Here is a 17,215-nt window from a genome sequence, read left to right as displayed (position 1 = left end):
GTGGGCAAACACAGCGCGCGGGACGGCCAGGACGGCCGCGACAACCGCATACCGCAGAGCGGCGGCAGCAGCAGCGGCACTTTCGCGCCGCCCGGCAGCGCACTGGGCACCCCCGGCAGCGGGCGCCGCAGGCGCGGCCCCAGCGGCCCGTACAGCGAGCCCTTCGACCCCTTCGGCGACAGCGGCGCCTTCGCCGCCGTACGCCCCCAGGACCTCGCCGGCCGCCCGCCCACGCACCCCGAGCACCGCGAACACGGGGCGTGGGGCACACCCGGCACGTGGACGGGCGGCGCCGCCCGCCCCCGCGACCTGCCCTTCGACGCGGCGGACGACGCCGCACCCAGGGACAGCACCCCCGCCCGGACCGGCTCGGGCACCCGCGGCCTGCCCTTCGACCCCGTCGAGGACTGGGCCGAGGGCTGGGCCGCGCACGACACCGCCACCGCCGCGGCCGCGTCGAGCCTGCGGACACCGCGGCCCCCGATGGAGACACCGGGCCGCGGGGTGCCGCGGCCGCGGCAGGAATTCCTCGACGCCTTCGAGACTCCGGCGCCGGCCCGCCCGCCCGCTCCCGCCCCGGCGGCCGAGCCCGCCGAGCCGGCCGCCCCCGCCTCGCCTGCCGGGGAGCCGGGGCCCGTCGGCGGCCGCCGCAAGCCCGGCAAGGCCACCTGGACGATCAGCGGCATCGCCGCGGCCGCGGTGGTCACCGTCGTCGCCGTCGCGGCCGGCAGCCAGCTCACCGGCACCGGCAGGGACGCCCCCGCGCCCGACCCCACGGACACGTCGGGCTCAGGCCCGAGCGCGACACCGTCCGCGACCCCGTCCGCGGCGCCCTCCACCACCCCGGCGGTCGCCCCGGCCGGCTACGACCAGCTGATGGACCGCCAGTATCCGCTGGAACCCGACCTCAAGCTGTCCGGCGCCTTCACCACCGTCCCCGGCAACCAGGCCGCGCCCGGCAAGGGCAAGGTGATGACCTTCCGGGTCGACGTCGAGAAGGGCCTCCCGCTGGACCCCGGGCTCTTCAGCGACACGGTCTACAAGACCCTCAACGACAGCCGCAGCTGGGGCCACGGCGGCACGATGACCTTCGAACGCGTCTCGACCGGCCACGCCGACATCGTCGTGACGCTGGCCAGCCCCGGCACGACGGCGAAATGGTGCGCCAAGTCCGGCCTCGACACGACGGTCCAGAACGTCTCGTGCGATGCCGCGTCGACGCCGCGCACCATGATCAACGCGTATCGCTGGGCGCAGGGGGCCGAGACGTACGGGCCGCACCTGATGCATGCGTATCGCCAGATGCTGATCAATCACGAGGTCGGGCATCGGTTGGGGCACAGCCACGTGGGCTGCCCCCGTGCCGGGGCCCCGGCTCCCGTGATGATGCAGCAGACCAAGTTCCTCTCCCTCAACGGCGGGCCGACCTGCAAGCCCAACGCCTGGCCGTTCCCGTAACGGTCGGCGTCTCCCCCCGGCCCTTGCGGTGCGTTGCCTGCCTGCGGCTGCGTGGTGGGTTCCGCGCGCAGTTCCCCGCGCCCCTGGGTGGGTGCCACTTGCTGTGGGGCTCACAGTTGCGGCCCGGTGGGGGCTTGTCGCGCAGTTCCCCGCGCCCCTTTGGGCTCGCGTCTTCCTGCGTCCGGCGTTTGCCCCTGGAGGGTGACCGTTTTTCAGGGGCGCGTGGGGGTGCCCCCAGGCGAAGCTCTGGCGGGGAACGGAGCGACCAGCCACCTACTCGGCGCAAGTGTGAGCCCGTAACCAGCCACCGCCGGTAGGCGGAGTGCGCGCTCGCCGCGGGGGGATGAATCCAACGCTCGGCGTTGGGAGAAGTTACGCGCGTTCACCCCTTCTGGTGGTGCCGCGGACAACCGTCCACCACACCGCCCGTACCGCGCAATACGGTCGTCCCGCCGGGCGGGACACCAGCTCGTCCGGGGGCCGGGGAAACGGCGCCAAGGACATGGTTGAGGACGAGGAGGGGCGGACCCGTGCGGATTGGATTACTTACCGAGGGTGGTTATCCGTACGTGAGAGGTGAGGGCGGCGCCTGGTGCGACCGCCTCGTCAGAGGCCTGCCGCACCACGACTTCGACGTCTACGCGCTGAGCCGGTCACCGCGGACCGAATCCGCGGGCGAGGTCGAGACGCCACCGCAGGTGCACCGCGTGAGCCGCGAGCGGCTCTGGGGCGCGGCCCCCGAGTCGCCGCGGGCGAGCCGCTCCGAGGCCAAGGCCCGGCGCGCGGCGTTCCGCACCGGCTTCCGGGACTTCGCCGCGGCCCTGGCCGGCGGTTCGGCCGTCGGCGCGGCCGAGCGGGCGGACCGTTTCGCCACCGGCCTGTACGCCCTCGCGGACCTGGCCGCGGACGCGCCCGGCGCGCTCCCCGCCCTGCTGCGGGGCGACGACGCGCTGGCGGAGCTGGAGGCGGCGTGCCGGGCCCCCGGCGTACGCCCGGTGCTCGCCGACCTCGTCGTGACCGAACTTCTCATCGCAGCCGACCTGCTGGAGCGCCAGCTGCGCCCGCTGTCGGCGCCCTGGTACGGCCCGGAGGAGCTGGGCGCGGCCGATGTGTGCCACGCGGTGTCCGGCGGGCCGGCCGCGCTTGCGGGCCTGCTGGGCAAACGGTTCTGCGGCACGCCGCTGATCGTCACCGAATACACCGTCCGCGCCCGGGAGGCGCTGCTCGCGCACCGGGCCGCCGGGCTGCCCCCGGCGGTACGCGTCCTGCTCGGCGACCACCACCGGCTGCTGGCCGGCGAGAGCTACCGGCAGGCCGCGCTGATCACCCCGGGGTCGACGCATGTGCGGCGCTGGCAGGAGCGGTGCGGTGCGCCCAAGGAGCGGATGACGACGATCCACCCGGGCATCGACGCGGGGCGTTTCGCAGGGGCCGGCGCGGCGGCGGAGGCCGCGGCCCAGGCGGACGAGCAGGCCGCGCACTCCGACCCGACCGTGGCGTGGGTCGGCCGCGCCGACCCGGCCAAGGACCTCATCGCGTTGCTGCACGCCTTCCACGCGATCCGGCGGGAGGAGCCGCAGGCGCGGCTGCGGGTCTTCCACCTGCCCGCCGCCGACGAGCGGTCGGCCGGGTATCTGGACCACTGCCGTACGCTCGCCGCCCAGCTCTTCCCCGACGAGGCGGCCGACGCGCACGCCGTCGGGGAGAACCCGGTCAGCTTCGAGGAGATCGGCTCGCCCGGGGCGCCGGAGCCGGCGGACGCCTATGCGGCGGGCGACGTGGTGGTGCTGTCCAGCAGCGCGGAGGGCTTTCCGCTGAGCCTGGTCGAGGCGATGTTCTGCGGGCGGCCCACGGTGTCCACGGATGTGGGCGCGGTGCGGGAGGTCATCGGCGGTACGGGTCTGGTCGTGCCGCCGCGGAATCCCAGGGCGCTGGCCGACGCGACGCTCGACCTGCTGCGCGGCCCCGGGCGGGCGGCCCGCCTCGGCGCTGCGGCAAGGGAGCGGGCGCTGGCCCTCTTCACGGTCACCACCTGCGTGGACGCCTTCCGCGACAGCTACCTCGACGTGGTGGCCCACCACCCCGTCCGCCGCCTCCCCCTGCTGGACGCCCAGGGCGCTCCCCGCCCCTTCACGACCCCCGCCGAATCCCTCTCCCCGTCCCGCCTGGCCCCCACCCCGCCCCACCCTTCCTGGACCCCCGTCCCCGCCGCCCGCCCCTGACCCCTCCCGGAGCCCCGCCCCATGCCCACAGACCCAACCCCCGCCGAATCCCTCCTGACCCGCCTGGCCCCCACCCCCACCCTCGACGACCCCCCGACCCTCGTCCCCATACCGGACCCGACTCCCCCGAGCGTGAGACGCCCTGACGCCGGTGCGGGCGGCGGCTCGGCCCCCACGCGCCACGACGCCGCCTCGGACGCAGGGATCGCCGGGGCCGGCGGCTCGTATCCCGCGCATCCCGGCGCGGAAGCGGATGCGCCGCGCCCCGACGCCGCCTCGGCCACGGGCACCCCAGGTGCGGCCCACCGCCCGGCCACCGCGCCCGCCGCAGGCGCCCCCCAGCGCCCCAGCGGGCCGGAGCGTCCCGCCCCCGCGACGCGCGGTGGCGAATCGATTTCGCAGGCGGGGCGCGTCCCGGTGGCCGGGGGGCCTCGGCGGCGGGGGCCCGCGGATCCGGTGCGGGCGGTGATGCACCGGCATCAGGCGATGGTCGCGGGGGCCGTGGACGCGTGGGAGATCGCGGCCGGGCTGGAGGCCTACGGGGTCAACGACGGGGAGGCGCGGCGGCTGCGGCACCGTGATGTCTTCGGGTTGGCCGAGGAGCTGTTCGCGCGGGTGCCGCGGGCCGTGCGGGTGGCCGCGGTGGGGGATCGCGGGGGTGGACGGGCGAAGCTCGGGGGGCGGGCGAGCGCGCTGCACCTGCTGCCGGGGGCCGGGTGCGTGCTGGCCGCGGGGCTGCCCGTCGCGGCCGCGCCGGTCGCGGTGGTGGTGGCCGTCGCGCTGTGGGCGGCGCTGCGCGGCGGGCCGCTGCGCGCGGCGCATGGCGCCGGCGCGGCCCTGTGGACGTACGGGCTGCTCGGCTTCGCGCTCTACGGCCCGCAGGCCGTCGCCGCGCTGGGCGGCCGGGGCCGGTTCGACACCGGCGCTGGCACGGCCGGCTTCGCCGCGCTCGCGCTGAGCCTGGCGCCGGCCGCCGTGCTGGCCGGCTGGTTCGCCGCGGCCGCCCGCGCCCAACTCGCCCCCAGCCACGGTCTCGCCGACTTCGCCGACGCCGTACGGCCCCGGCTGGCGGCCGCCCTCGCGGGATACGCGGCGGTGCTGGCCGCGCTGCTGCTGATCGCCGCAGCCATGGCGGGCTCCGCTCCTTTCGCCGGGCCCGGCGCGCTGGGCGTGCTGCTCTTCACCGCCCGGCTGCTGGCCGTGCACGGCCACCCCGCCACCGCCGCGGCGGGCCTGGCCGCGGCCTGCGCCGCCGAGGCGCTGACCCTCGTACTCGCCGCGGCCCCCGGCCACCTCGCGCCGTCCGGCGGCACCGCGGAGGCCGCCGTGTGCGGCACCGCGGCCGCCGTGCTGGCCGCCCAGGCCTTCCGCCGGCTCGCGCGGGCCGCCGCGCACCGGCGCCACTGACCTCCGTCACACCGACCAGGAGAAAGTCCCTTGATCACGCAACAAAGCACCACCGCACCGCTCGGAGGCACCCGATGAGAGTGCTGCTGCTCGGAGCCGACGGCTTCCTCGGCCGCCACGTCGCGGAGCGACTGCTCGCGGACCCCGCCGTCCAGCTCACCGCGCTGGGGCGCAGTGACGACGCCGACGTCAGGTTCGACCTGTCCAGCGGGGCGCCCGGCGTGCTCGCCCGCTTCCTCGACGCGGTCCATCCCGGCGTGGTGGTGAACTGCGCGGGCACCACCCGCGGTGCCGCCCGCGAGCTCATCCGGCAGAACATCGTGGCCGTGGCCACGGTGTGCGAGGCGATGCGCCGCAGCAGCATCGCCGCCCGGCTGGTGCAGCTGGGCTGCGGCTCGGAGTACGGCCCCTCACCGGTCGGCTCCTCCACCGGCGAGGACGCCCCGCCGCGGCCGGGCGGCCCGTACGGAGTGAGCAAGCTGGCCGCCACCGAGCTGGTGCTGGGCTCCGGCCTGGACGCGGTCGTGCTGCGGGTCTTCAGCCCGGTGGGGCCGGGCACCCCGACGGGCGCGCCGCTGGGCCGGGTCGCCGAGGCGCTGCGCCGGGCGATGCAGAACGGCGACGCCGAACTGCGGCTCGGCGGCCTGGCCGTGCAGCGGGACTTCATCGACGCCCGGGACGTGGCCAGGGCGGTGCACGCCGCTTCGCTGTCGGCCGCTCAGGGGGTGGTGAACATCGGCAGCGGGCGGGCGGTGCGGATGCGCGACATGGCCACCGCGCTGGCCCATGTCGCCGGCTACGAGGGCGCCGTGCGCGAGCTGGACGAGGCGCCCGCGTCCGGCGGCGCGATGATGCCGCCGTATCCCGACGGCTGCGGGTTGTGGCAGCAGGCCGATGTGCGTACCGCACGCGACCGGCTCGGCTGGCGGCCGCGGATCGGCCTGGAAGAGTCGCTGGCCGACGTGTGGATGGAGGCGGCATGCCGCGTCTGACCGGGTCGCCGCGCGGCACGGTGCGGCGCGGCGACCGTACGGGCTTCGGGGTGCCGGCCTTCGCGCACCCCCTGGTGGCACCGGGCGAGTGGGCCGCGATCGCCCGCCCGGACGCACCGCTGCACTGGGCCGCCTTCGACGTGGCCCGCGGTCCCGGCAGCCGCCCCGACCCGCTGTACACGGAGGTGACCGCCCGGGTGCGTGGGAACGGCGTCCCGCTCCTCGGACTGCTGGACGCCGAGCGGGGGCGGCGGCCTTTCGGCGAACTGGTCTCCGACGCCTCTCGCTACCTGGACTGGTACCACGTCGACGGCTTCTACCTGGACCGGGCGCCCAACGGCCGGGAGCAGGCCGCCGACTGCCACGGGGCGGTCACCACGCTGCGGGTGCTGCTCGACCGGGAGGGCAGGGGCGCCGGGCACATCGTGCTCGGCCACGGCAGCCACCCCGACCCCCGCTACGCCGATCTCGCCGACCAGTTGGTCACCTTCGCCGGGTCCTGGGACCGCTACCGCTGGTCGGAGGTGCCGCCGTGGACGGCGTACCACCCGCCGTCGCGTTTCGTGCACCTGGTGCACGGCGTCCCCGAACTGCACCTCGACGGCGCGCTGCGGGTCGCCCGCTGGCAGGGCGCCGCCACCGTGTGCCTGACCGACCGCACCGCGCGGGACGGGACCGACCCCTGGGCGGGCCTGCCCCGATACTGGGAGAGGGCGGTGGGCCTGGTCGGCGGCCCCCCGGCGGACGGGGTACCGCCCACGATGTGACCGCGGGACGTCTCGGCCCTCGGAACGGGTGTCTTGGAATGAAGACCGGCGTGGCAGTGTTGCAGGGACGTGCGTGTGCGAACACGCGCGCCCGTATCGTCTGAGACCGACCCAACCGTATTGCTGAGGTCCCTGTGTCGCTGCCACCGCTGGTCGAGCCGGCCGCCGAGCTCACCGTTGACGAGGTCCGCAGATATTCGCGTCACCTGATCATCCCCGATGTGGGCATGGACGGGCAGAAGCGGCTCAAGAACGCCAAGGTGCTGTGCGTCGGCGCCGGCGGTCTCGGCTCGCCGGCCCTGATGTACCTGGCCGCGGCCGGTGTCGGCACGCTCGGCATCGTCGAGTTCGACGAGGTCGACGAGTCGAACCTGCAGCGCCAGATCATCCACAGCCAGGCCGACATCGGCCGCTCCAAGGCCGAGTCGGCCCGCGACTCGGTCCTGGGCATCAACCCGCTGGTGAACGTCGTCCTGCACGAGACTCGGCTCGAAGCCGAGAACGTGATGGAGATCTTCTCCCAGTACGACCTGATCGTGGACGGCACCGACAACTTCGCGACCCGCTACCTGGTCAACGACGCGTGCGTGCTGCTCGACAAGCCGTACGTCTGGGGCTCCATCTACCGCTTCGACGGCCAGGCGTCGGTCTTCTGGTCCGAGCACGGCCCCTGCTACCGCTGCCTGTACCCGGAGCCCCCGCCGCCCGGCATGGTGCCGTCCTGCGCCGAGGGCGGCGTGCTCGGCGTGCTGTGCGCGTCGATCGGCTCGATCCAGGTCACCGAGGCCATCAAGCTGCTGGCCGGCATCGGCGAGCCGCTGGTCGGCCGGCTGATGATCTACGACGCCCTGGAGATGACGTACCGCACGGTCAAGGTCCGCAAGGACCCGGACTGCGCGGTCTGCGGCGACCACCCCACGGTCACCGAACTCATCGACTACGAGGCCTTCTGCGGTGTCGTCTCCGAGGAGGCGCAGGCCGCGGCGGCCGGGTCGACGATCACTCCCAAGCAGCTCAAGGAGTGGATCGACGACGGCGAGAACATCGAGATCATCGACGTCCGCGAGCCGAACGAGTACGAGATCGTGTCGATCCCGGGCGCGAAGCTGATCCCGAAGAACGAGTTCATCATGGGCAGCGCCCTGGCGACGCTGCCGCAGGACAAGCGGATCGTGCTGCACTGCAAGACCGGGGTGCGCAGCGCCGAGGTGCTCGCGGTGCTGAAGTCCGCGGGCTTCTCCGACGCCGTGCACGTCGGCGGCGGCGTGATCGGCTGGGTCAACACGGTCGAGCCGCACAAGCCGATCTACTAGACCGGCCCGGAAGGCGGGCCGCGGCGAACCGCTGCGGCCCGCCTTCGTGCTGCGCGCCTACGATCGGTCCCGGCCGAAAGGGGAGGCCGGATGGACCGGACCGTACGTACCGTCGAAGGCGTCCTCGCGCTCCTGGACGGGCTCTTCGCCTCCGGACCGGAGGCCGTCGCCCCCGGCGGGCCTCGCCTACACGCCGGAATCGCCGCGCCTGATCTCCTCCGACCTGGCAGAGGCCGAACTGCGCCGGATGCGGGAAGAGCCCCCCGAGTCGGCGCTGTTCGGCGTGGCCTTCCTGCGGACCGCGCTGTTCCGCCGGGATGCGGCCGCGGTCCGGCATCGATGACAGAACTGTGACACGGCGATGACGTTTCACCCGCGGTCCGGTGAACACGACGCGATAGCGTCAAGCGTCTTGTTCGGGAACTCCCGTATCAAGGCGCAGCACCGACATCACCTATTCCAAGGGGGACTACAGGTGAAAAGGCATGACCGTCGTGGCTCCGGACGCGGCATCAGAGCGAAGGCCGTGGCTGTGGCCGCGGGCGCGCTCGCGCTGACGCTCGGCACGACAGTGGCGGCAAGCGCGAGCGGCGGCGGCACCGGGACGCTCGCCGCGGGCAGCGGCGCCACTCTGAACTCCGCACCGCAGCACGGCAGAACCGCGTTCTCCACGGCGGACGACACCGCGGCCGCGGGCAGCACCTGGATGTTCGGCATCGACGGCCGCGACTCGGCCGGCAACATCTGGGACTACCCGCCGAACGCGAAGGGCGGCTTCGGCGCGAAGAAGAGGACCGGCACGGACCTGGGGGGCGCCACCGCGTTCTTCAAGATCAACTCGGCCAACACCGAGAAGGTCAACGTCTACGCCCGCTTCGGCACCCAACTGCGCATCTACGGCGGCTCGTCGAGCGCCGGCACCGTCGTCAGCAGCGGCTGGAAGGGCTACAACGCCTTCGTCACACCGGGCAACCTGGGCGGCGCCGCCAACCCCGATCTGCTCGCCCGCGACACCAGCGGCGTGCTGTGGGAGTACCTGTCGTACAGCAACGGCAGCTTCTCCTCCCGCGTCAGGGTCGGCGGCGGCTGGCAGATCTACGGTGACCTCGCCGGCTTCGGCGACCTCACCGGCGACGGCAAGGCCGACATCGTCGCGCGTGACTCCGCGGGCGGGCTGTACCTGTACAAGGGCACCGGCAACTACAAGGCGCCGTTCGCCTCCCGGGTGAAGATCGGCTCCGGCTGGAACGTCTACAACCGGATCATCGGCCTCGGCGACAACAACGCCGACGGGAAGTACGACCTGATCGCCCGCAGGACCGGTGGCGCTCTGTTCTTCTTCCCCGGTACGGGCAACGCCGCGGCGCCTTTCGGAGCGCGGCAGCAGATCGGCACCGGCTGGAGCGTCTTCAACTACCTGTTCTGACCGGCCCGATGCGGTGAGACACCCGGGCCCGGGGGCGTTTCGACGCCCCCGGGCCTCTTCCGTTCCTCCAGTGCCTCCGGCGCCTACAGCTCGCCGCGGCGGGAGAGCTGCGTGAAGGACAGCCAGCCGGGCAGCACCGGCAGCCAGAAGGTCAGCAGCCGGAAGAAGAGCACCGCCGGGGTGGCCACCTCCTTGGGCAGGCCCGCCGCGATCAGACCACCGGTCAGCGCCAGTTCGACCGCGCCGACACCGCCGGGGGTCGGGGCCGCCGAGCCCAGCGCATTGCCGGCGAGGAAGACGACGGCGACGGCCGCGTAGCTCAGATTCCCGCCGAAGGCCCGCACACAGCCGTCCAGGCAGATCACGAAGGTGACCGTCACCATCAGCGTGCCGCCGATGCCGGTGGCCAGCTTGCCGGGCCGCTGCAGGACGTCCAGCATGCGCGGCACCACGCCGGCGAACAGCGCCCGCACCCGGGTGGACACGAACTTCCGCAGCGCGGGCACCGCGGTGACCACCAGCACCAGCACACCCGCGGTCAGCAGCCCCGCCATGACCGTACGGGACGGGGACAGCGACGGCGTCTTCTCCGTACCGGTGATGAAGCCGAAGGTCATCAGCAGCAGGACGTGCATGCCCAGGCCCACCAGCTGCGAGGCGCCGACACTCGCCACGGCCAGGCCGGGGCGCACCCCGGCCTTCTGCAGATAGCGGGTGTTCAGCGCCACCCCGCCGACCGCGGCGGGCGCCACCAGCTTCACGAACGACCCGGCGATCTGCGCCTGCACCGTCCGCAGCAGCGACAGCCGCTCGGGCACGAAACCGGCCAGGGCGCACGCGGCCGCGACATAGCTCGCCGCGGACCCCGCCACCGCGATCGCCGCCCAGCGCCAGTCGGCATTGGCGATGGCATGCCCGATCGGCACCGAGCTGAGCTGCGACAGCAGGAAATACGCGGCAAAGGCGCCGGCGATGACCGTGATCAGGGTGCGCGGCTTGATGCGCTCCAGCCGGACCGGCTCGACCGGGGCCTGCGGGCGGATCAGCAGCACCTGCTGCCGGATACGCGACAGCAGGTCCTCCTCGCGGGCCTCCTCCAGCGCGTCCTCTATGGCCCGCTTCTCCGCCTTGCGCTCGGCCTTGGAGACGCCCTTCTCCTCGCCCTTCCCCTCGGCTCCCTCGGCGTCGGCGGGCACACCGTCCTCGTCGGCCGTCGCGCGGGCCGCCGAGTCCTGGGCCCGCTTCAGGTCGCGTGCGTGCTTCTCAGCGGCGGAAGCGGCGAGCACCGCCTCGCGCTCCCGCTGGGCGCGCTCCCTGGCCAGATGCTTGAGCTGCGCGCGGGTGGCGCGGCTGAGCGCGATCGGCTGGAGCAGCGGCAGCGAGTTGGCCACCGCGTCGGGGCCGAGCACCGCCACCGCGGACGCCACCGCCCGCTCCGGGCCGACCCGCAGCGCCATGGTCGTCAGCAGCTGCGCCACGTCCATCCGCAGCACGATGTCCCCCGCCGCGATCTCGCCGCCGCGCAGGTCGGTCAGGAAGACCCGCCCCGACCCGTCCACCAGCAGCGACTCGCCGACCAGCCGACGGTGCGCGATCCGCCGCGACTGGAGCGCCCGCACCTGCGTCCAGGACTCCCGCAGCAATGTGTCGGTGATCTCGTCGTCGGTCAGCGCGTCGAGACGCCGGCCGCCGATGTGCTCGTAGACCAGCATGACCGCGTCCGGGCCCAGCTCCGAGGTGGCGATGAGCTTCGGGGCGTTCGCGCCCGCGGCGATCGCCGCGTAGGCGAGCAGTGCCTCCTGCTCCAGCGCCTGGCGCAGCGACAGCAGGGAGCGCCGCTGGGTGATGCCGCCGACCAGGGACAGCCGCCGCCAGGCCCGGTAGAAGAAGCCCTGCGCCTGCTGCTCGCGGTCCACCACGGTGACGTCCAGCGGCGGCCCGTCCTCCAGGGTGACCAGATAGCCGCGCCCGCGGTCGGAGTCCGGGGTCTCCGGGCCGTCCTCCTGCACCCGGCGGGCGGTCTGCGCGCTGAAACCCACCCGGCGCAGCCCGGCGAGCAGCTGCCGCCCGGTGGGCCGCACGTTCGGCGAGCCCACCGCGTAGACCGTGCCGTAGGCGACGGTCCAGCCGATCAGCACGGTCACCGCGATCGAGAACGGCGTCGTGTAGCCCCCGACCAGCACCGCGAAGGCGTCGAGCAGCAGCACGAACCACAGCGCCACCCGCCAGCGCGGGCGCCGCGCCATGCCGACCGCCGTGACGTACGCGATGACCGGCGCCAGATACCCGTGCACGGGGTCGGTCATGCCGGTGCCGGACGGCGCGTTGTGGGTGAGCGCGTCGCGGATCGGTCCCGGCGCCGAATTGGTCACCCACAGGTCGGTGGCGAGGGCCGTGCCGTGCGCCAGGACGGCGGCGAGCACACCGTCGGCGATACGCAGCCCGTCCCGTTTGGCCAGCCGCTCGATCGCGAAGGCGACCGGCACGATCAGCACCGCGATGCTCGCCGTCAGGCCGGCGAACGACGCGAGCGCGTCGGGCGCGTGGTCGGTGCCCTTGGTGATGTCCGTTTCGAGGCCGGTCGTCGTGGCGTGCGCGAAGCCCGCGACGGCCAGCACGACGGCGATGCCGAGCAGCCCGAAGAGGAACCGCATCAGGTCGGCGGGCCGGTGCACCCGGGCGGCGAGCAGCGGTTCGTCGACGGCGACCGGGGTGGGGCCGGGCCCCGGCCCCGGCTCGGGTTCCGGTTCCGGTTCCGGGACGACGGTGTGGGTGTGCCCGTCGGCGGTCGTGTCGGCGTCCGGGCTCAGATGCGAGCCGGTGCGCGGCTCGCCGCCCTTCCCTTCGGGATACGCGGTGGCGGGCGGTTCGCCGCCGGTGCTCGGTGCGGCGGGGGGCGGTTCGCTGCCCTTCGCGCCGGGAGGCGGCTTGCCGCCGGTGTCCTGCGTGGCGGGAGGTGGTTTGCCGCCGTTCCCGCCGGTGGGCGGTTCGCCGTTCGCGCCGGGGCGCGCGCCGTCGGTCCCGCCCGTCCCGCCGTTCCTGCCGCCGGATCCGGCGGCGCCCCTGCCGCGGTCGTCCGCGTCGCCGTCGGCGTCGTTCATCGCGTCGGCCTTGCCCCTTGCGCCGTTCTTCGAGCTGCCCCTGGGACCGCCCGTCGTGCCGTCCTTGCCGCGGGCGGTGCGGTCCGCGGCGTCGCCGCCGGCGGGCGCGGGCAGCGCTTTACGGGCGCGGGAGGCCCCTCCGGCCTTGTCCGCGCCCGGCTGATCCGCTTCGGTCTCTTCTTGATCTCGTATCACCAGTCACCGCCGGGACGATGGTGGCACGAGCGCTGTCCGGATGGCACCGGAACCCCCCGGTGTCGGTGGTCTGCGGCAGGATGGGCCGGATGAGCGAGGAAGACGACCCCGGCGCACCCGGTGACTACGCGGAGCGCGTGCTCGACACGGTCGACCTGATCCCGGCCGGGCGGGTGATGAGCTACGGCGACATCGCCGAATGGCTCGGCGAGGGCGGCCCGCGGCAGGTCGGCCGGGTGCTCGCGCTGTACGGCAGCGGGGTGCCGTGGTGGCGCGTGGTGCGGGCCGACGGTGTCCTGCTGCCCGGCCACGAGCTGGGCGCGCTGGACGCCTACCGCGCCGAGGGCACACCGCTGCGGACCGCGGGACCCGCCACCGAGGGCCACATACCGCGGGTCGACATGCGCCTGGCGCGCTGGGACGGGCGCACGCCGGGCGCGGACGGCGCCGCCGACGGCTGAGGGCCGGAAAGTCATGCCCTCCAGCTTCCGCCATCCGGGGCCCGCGCACGGCATCCGCGCCCCGTACGGAGTGTCCGGCGTGTCCGGGGGGCGCCTGCGGCGCGCGGGGGGCACGGCGTAGCGTCGGGCGAGCCCCGCCCGGGGCCGAACCCGCCTCCGCGACCGCACCATCGCTCAAGCCTCCGAAGAACCGGCGAACCACGTGATCCTGTCTTCCCCTCCCGCCCCGGCGGCCTCCGCGGCCGTCGGCTACCGGCTGCTGCGGACGCCGCCCGCGCCCGTGGCGCCCCCTGTGCTGGACGCGGCACAGCGGGCGGTGGTTGAGCACCGGGACGGACCGCTGCTGGTGCTCGCGGGACCCGGCACCGGGAAGACGACCACGCTGATCGAATCGGTGCTGGCCAGGGTGCGGGGCGGCACCGCGCCGGAAAGGATCCTGGTCCTCACCTTCAGCCGCAGGGCCGCGGTCGACCTGCGCGACCGGATGGCCGCGCGCGGCCTCGGCGGGCTCACGGCGAGCACCTTCCACTCCTTCTGCTACGCCCTGGTCCGCGAGCACCAGCCCGCCGAGGACTTCCAGGAGCCGGTCAGGCTGCTGTCGGGACCCGAGCAGGACCTGCTGGTCCGCGAGCTGCTGGCCGGCCAGGCGGCGCTTGAGCGGGAAGGCCGCGGCCGGGTGCGCTGGCCCGACGACCTGCGGGCCGCGCTCACCACGAGGGGCTTCGCCGACGAGGTGCGCGCGGTGCTGGCCCGCAGCCGCGCACTGGGCCTCGGCCCGGCCGCGCTCGCCGACTTCGCCCACCGCATCGGCCGGCCCGACTGGACCGCGGCGGCCGCCTTCCTCGATGAATACCTGGAGGTCACGGAGCTGGGCGGGATGGTCGACTACACGGAGCTGGTGCATCGGGCCGTGCTGCTCGCCCGGCGGCCCGAGGTCCACCAGGAGCTGACCCGGCGCTACGACGCGGTCTACGTCGACGAGTACCAGGACACCGACCCGGCCCAGGTGCGGCTGCTGCGCGCCCTCGCCGGGCAGGGCCGCACCCTGGTCGCCTTCGGCGACCCCGACCAGTCCGTCTACGCCTTCCGCGGCGCCGACATCAACGGCATCCTCGGCTTCCCCGAGCAATTCCCCCGGCGGGACGGGACGGCGGCGGACGTCCGTGTCCTGCGCGTCTCCCGGCGGTCCCGCGCCGACCTGCTGGCCGCCACCCGCCAGCTCACCGCCCGCATGCCGCTGCCCCGGCTCCCCGCGGCCGCGGTCCGCGCCCACCGCGCCCTGACGGCGGAGGCCAAGGGCGGCACCGTCGCCGTCCGCACCTACCCGACCGCGGGCGCCGAGGTCGAGTCCATCGCCGACACCCTGCGCCGCGCCCACCTCGAAGACGGCCTCGCCTGGCACACGATTGCCGTCCTCACCCGCACGACCGCCGCCCTCGCCCCCCTCCGCCGCGCCCTGACCTCCGCCGGCGTCCCCACCGACCTCCCCCCGTCCACCACCCCCCTCCACACCGACCCGGCCCTGACCCCCCTCCTCCTGGCCCTCCACGTCTCGGCCACCTCCCTCCTCCCGCCCCCCGGGCCACCAGCCGAGCCCCCGGAGGGTCCAGGCCCGGACGAGCCAGCCCTGGGCGAGCAGCCCTCGGGCGAGGCGGCCTCGGCGCGGCTCGGTGGGTCAGCCGAGAATCTTTTCTCCGCGTCCTCCCGGGCACCCGGGAAGTCGTCTTCGCGGGGGCTCCCCGGTGCCGCGGGGTCGGAGGACGGCGGGCCGCCCGACGAGGCCTCGGGAGAGCCGGGCCCGGCAGGGCCGTTGGCGTCAGCCGAAGGACTTTCTTCCGCGTCCCCCCGGGCGCCCGGGGACGTGCAGGGCCTCCCCGGCGGCCCGGGGCCGGACTCGGCGGAGGTCAGGGTCAGCGTCGAGGAAGCGCTGACCCTGTTGGCGTCGCCCCTCGGCGGGATGGACGCCGCCGATCTGCGCCGCCTGGGCAGGGCACTGCGCGAGGAAGAGCGCGCGACGGGCGTGGCAGTGCCACGCCCGTCGGACGTGCTGATCGCGGAGGCCGTCTCCCAGCCGGAGCGGCTGGTGGCCCACGACCCGTCGTACTCCCGCGGCGCCCGCCGCGTGGGCGCGCTGCTGCGGGCGGCCCGCGACACCCTGGCGGGCGGCGGCACCGCGGAGGACGCCCTGTGGACGTTGTGGAACGGCACCCCGTGGTCGGCCCGCCTGGAGCGGGCCGCCCTGCGCGGCGGCGCGGCGGGCCGCAACGCGGACCGGGACCTCGACGCGGTGTGCGCGCTGTTCGAGACCGCCGCCCGCGCGGAGGAGCGCACCGGCGGCCGCGGCGCCCTGAACTTCCTGGAGGAGCTGTCCGCCCAGGACATCGCGGCGGACACGCTGGGCGGCAGGACCGTACGTCCTGACGCCGTGCAGCTGATGACCGCGCACCGCGCGAAGGGCCTGGAGTGGCGCCTGGTCGTGGTGGCGGGCGTGCAGGAAGGCGTATGGCCCGACCTGCGGCGCCGCGGCTCGCTCCTGGAGGCGGACCGGATCGGGCGGGACGGCATCGCCCCGCCGCTGAGCCAGGGCGCGCTGCTCGCCGAGGAGCGCCGGCTCTTCTACGTCGCCGCGACCCGCGCGAGCGAGCGCCTGCTGGTCACGGCCGTGAAGGCCGCGGCGGACGACGGCGACCAGCCGTCCCGCTTCCTGGCGGAGCTGGGGGTCGCGCCGCAGGACGTGTCGCACCGCCCCCGCCGCCCGCTGGCGGTCGCCGCACTGGTCGCGGAGCTGCGCGCGACCACCGTCGACCCGGCGGCCTCGCCGGCGCTGCGCGAGGCCGCGGCCCACCGGCTGGCCCGCCTCGCCGCGCTGAACGACGACGGCCACCCGCTGGTCCCGGCAGCGCACCCGGACCGCTGGTGGGGCCTGTACGAGCCGACCGCCTCCGCGGTGCCGCTGCGGGACCGCGACCAGCCGGTGGCGCTGTCGGGCAGCGCCCTGGACCAGCTCGCCAACACCTGCGCCCTCCAGTGGTTCCTGGGCCGCGAGGTCAAGGCGGAACCGCCCGCCACCGCCGCCCAGGGCTTCGGCAACGTCGTGCACGTACTGGCCGACGAGGTCGCCTCGGGCCGCGCCCCGGCCGATCTCGACGTGCTGATGGCCCGGCTGGACTCCGTATGGGACGCGCTCGCCTTCGACGCGCCCTGGAAGTCCCGGCAGGAGAAGGACAACGCGCGCGCCGCCCTGGAGCGCTTCCTGCGCTGGCATGTCATGGAGCGCGGCCGCACCCCGGTCGCCACCGAGCACGACTTCGACGTCACCCTTGCCGCGGGCGACGCCCGCATCCGCATCCGCGGCAGCATGGACCGGGTCGAGACGGACGCGCAGGGCGCGGCCTATGTCGTGGACTTCAAGACCGGCCGCAGCAAGCCCACCGCCGACCAGGTGGCCCACCACCCGCAGCTGGCGGTCTACCAGCTGGCCGTACGGGAGGGCGCCGTCGACCCGCTCTTCGGCGACCGGCCGCCGTCGCCTGGCGGTGCGGAGCTGGTGCAGCTGCGGCTGGGCGCGACCCGCCGCGAGGGCGGCGAGGCCCTGCCGGCGGTGCAGCGGCAGGAACCGCTGGCGGGGGAGTGGGCGGAGGAGCTGCTCGCCACCGCCGCCGGCCGGGTGCTGGACGAGCGCTTCACCCCGGCCGCCGGCCAGCACTGCACGCATTGCGCCTTCCGCGCCGCCTGCACGGCCCGGCCAGAGGGCCGGCACATCGTGGAGTGACACCGGCGTACGTCCTCCCGCCCGGTAATTCCCGGCGCCCGCCCAAGCGATTGCCGTACAACCAGGGGTGGGGGCCCGTGCGTCCAACGTGCGCGTACGTG

The 17,215-nt window shown here is 75.0% G+C and carries 10 protein-coding genes and 1 pseudogene; 10 read left to right on the top strand and 1 reads right to left on the bottom strand.

Features of this window, described 5'->3' with window-relative positions:
• The 8 genes and pseudogenes from OG900_14160 (at window position 1) to OG900_14125 (ending at window position 9,585) form a co-directional block, all read left to right on the top strand.
• Window positions 1-1,458: a DUF3152 domain-containing protein gene (locus OG900_14160; protein WUH91133.1), complete on the top strand. Its 1,458-nt coding sequence runs from the start codon at window positions 1-3 to the stop codon at window positions 1,456-1,458.
• Between the two features lie 530 nt (window positions 1,459-1,988).
• Window positions 1,989-3,680, top strand: coding sequence for a DUF3492 domain-containing protein (locus OG900_14155; GenBank protein ID WUH91132.1), 1,692 nt, complete (start codon window positions 1,989-1,991; stop codon window positions 3,678-3,680).
• Window positions 3,681-4,148: 468 nt separating this feature from the next.
• Window positions 4,149-5,087, top strand: coding sequence for a hypothetical protein (locus tag OG900_14150; GenBank protein ID WUH91131.1), 939 nt, complete (start codon window positions 4,149-4,151; stop codon window positions 5,085-5,087).
• Window positions 5,088-5,161: 74 nt separating this feature from the next.
• Window positions 5,162-6,079 (top strand): NAD(P)-dependent oxidoreductase, encoded by a 918-nt coding sequence (locus OG900_14145; GenBank protein ID WUH91130.1) that lies wholly within the window; start codon window positions 5,162-5,164, stop codon window positions 6,077-6,079.
• Window positions 6,067-6,846, top strand: coding sequence for a spherulation-specific family 4 protein (locus OG900_14140; GenBank protein ID WUH91129.1), 780 nt, complete (start codon window positions 6,067-6,069; stop codon window positions 6,844-6,846). Before OG900_14145 ends, OG900_14140 begins: the two co-directional genes overlap by 13 nt.
• Window positions 6,847-6,980: 134 nt before the next feature.
• Complete coding sequence (gene moeZ, locus OG900_14135) at window positions 6,981-8,159, top strand: adenylyltransferase/sulfurtransferase MoeZ (GenBank protein ID WUH91128.1); 1,179 nt, start codon at window positions 6,981-6,983, stop codon at window positions 8,157-8,159.
• A gap of 178 nt (window positions 8,160-8,337) precedes the next feature.
• Window positions 8,338-8,502, top strand: a pseudogene (locus OG900_14130) (class I SAM-dependent methyltransferase).
• Between the two features lie 183 nt (window positions 8,503-8,685).
• A complete protein-coding gene (locus OG900_14125) occupies window positions 8,686-9,585 on the top strand; it encodes a VCBS repeat-containing protein (GenBank protein ID WUH91127.1) in 900 nt (299 codons plus the stop codon).
• An 83-nt stretch (window positions 9,586-9,668) separates the two neighbouring features.
• On the opposite strand, the gene OG900_14120 is transcribed toward OG900_14125, so the two are convergent.
• Window positions 9,669-12,881, bottom strand: coding sequence for a lysylphosphatidylglycerol synthase domain-containing protein (locus tag OG900_14120; protein ID WUH91126.1), 3,213 nt, complete (start codon window positions 12,879-12,881; stop codon window positions 9,669-9,671).
• An 80-nt stretch (window positions 12,882-12,961) separates the two neighbouring features.
• Here OG900_14120 and OG900_14115 point away from each other — a divergent pair, with 80 nt between their 5' ends.
• A complete protein-coding gene (locus tag OG900_14115; GenBank protein WUH95752.1) occupies window positions 12,962-13,342 on the top strand; it encodes an MGMT family protein in 381 nt (126 codons plus the stop codon).
• Between the two features lie 259 nt (window positions 13,343-13,601).
• Window positions 13,602-17,114, top strand: coding sequence for an ATP-dependent helicase (locus tag OG900_14110; GenBank protein WUH95751.1), 3,513 nt, complete (start codon window positions 13,602-13,604; stop codon window positions 17,112-17,114).
• Window positions 17,115-17,215 lie beyond the last annotated feature (101 nt).

The sequence above is a fragment of the Streptomyces sp. NBC_00433 genome (genome assembly GCA_036015235.1).
Taxonomy (GTDB): Bacteria; Actinomycetota; Actinomycetes; order Streptomycetales; family Streptomycetaceae; genus Actinacidiphila.
This window is presented reverse-complemented; position numbering and strand designations above follow the sequence as displayed.

Coding starts and splice junctions, on each gene's coding strand:
- OG900_14150 (WUH91131.1), top strand. CDS start 4,149: ATGCACCGGCATCAGGCGATGGTCGCGGGGGCCGTGGACGCGTGGGAG.
- OG900_14145 (WUH91130.1), top strand. CDS start 5,162: ATGAGAGTGCTGCTGCTCGGAGCCGACGGCTTCCTCGGCCGCCACGTC.
- OG900_14140 (WUH91129.1), top strand. CDS start 6,067: ATGCCGCGTCTGACCGGGTCGCCGCGCGGCACGGTGCGGCGCGGCGAC.
- OG900_14115 (WUH95752.1), top strand. CDS start 12,962: ATGGGCCGGATGAGCGAGGAAGACGACCCCGGCGCACCCGGTGACTAC.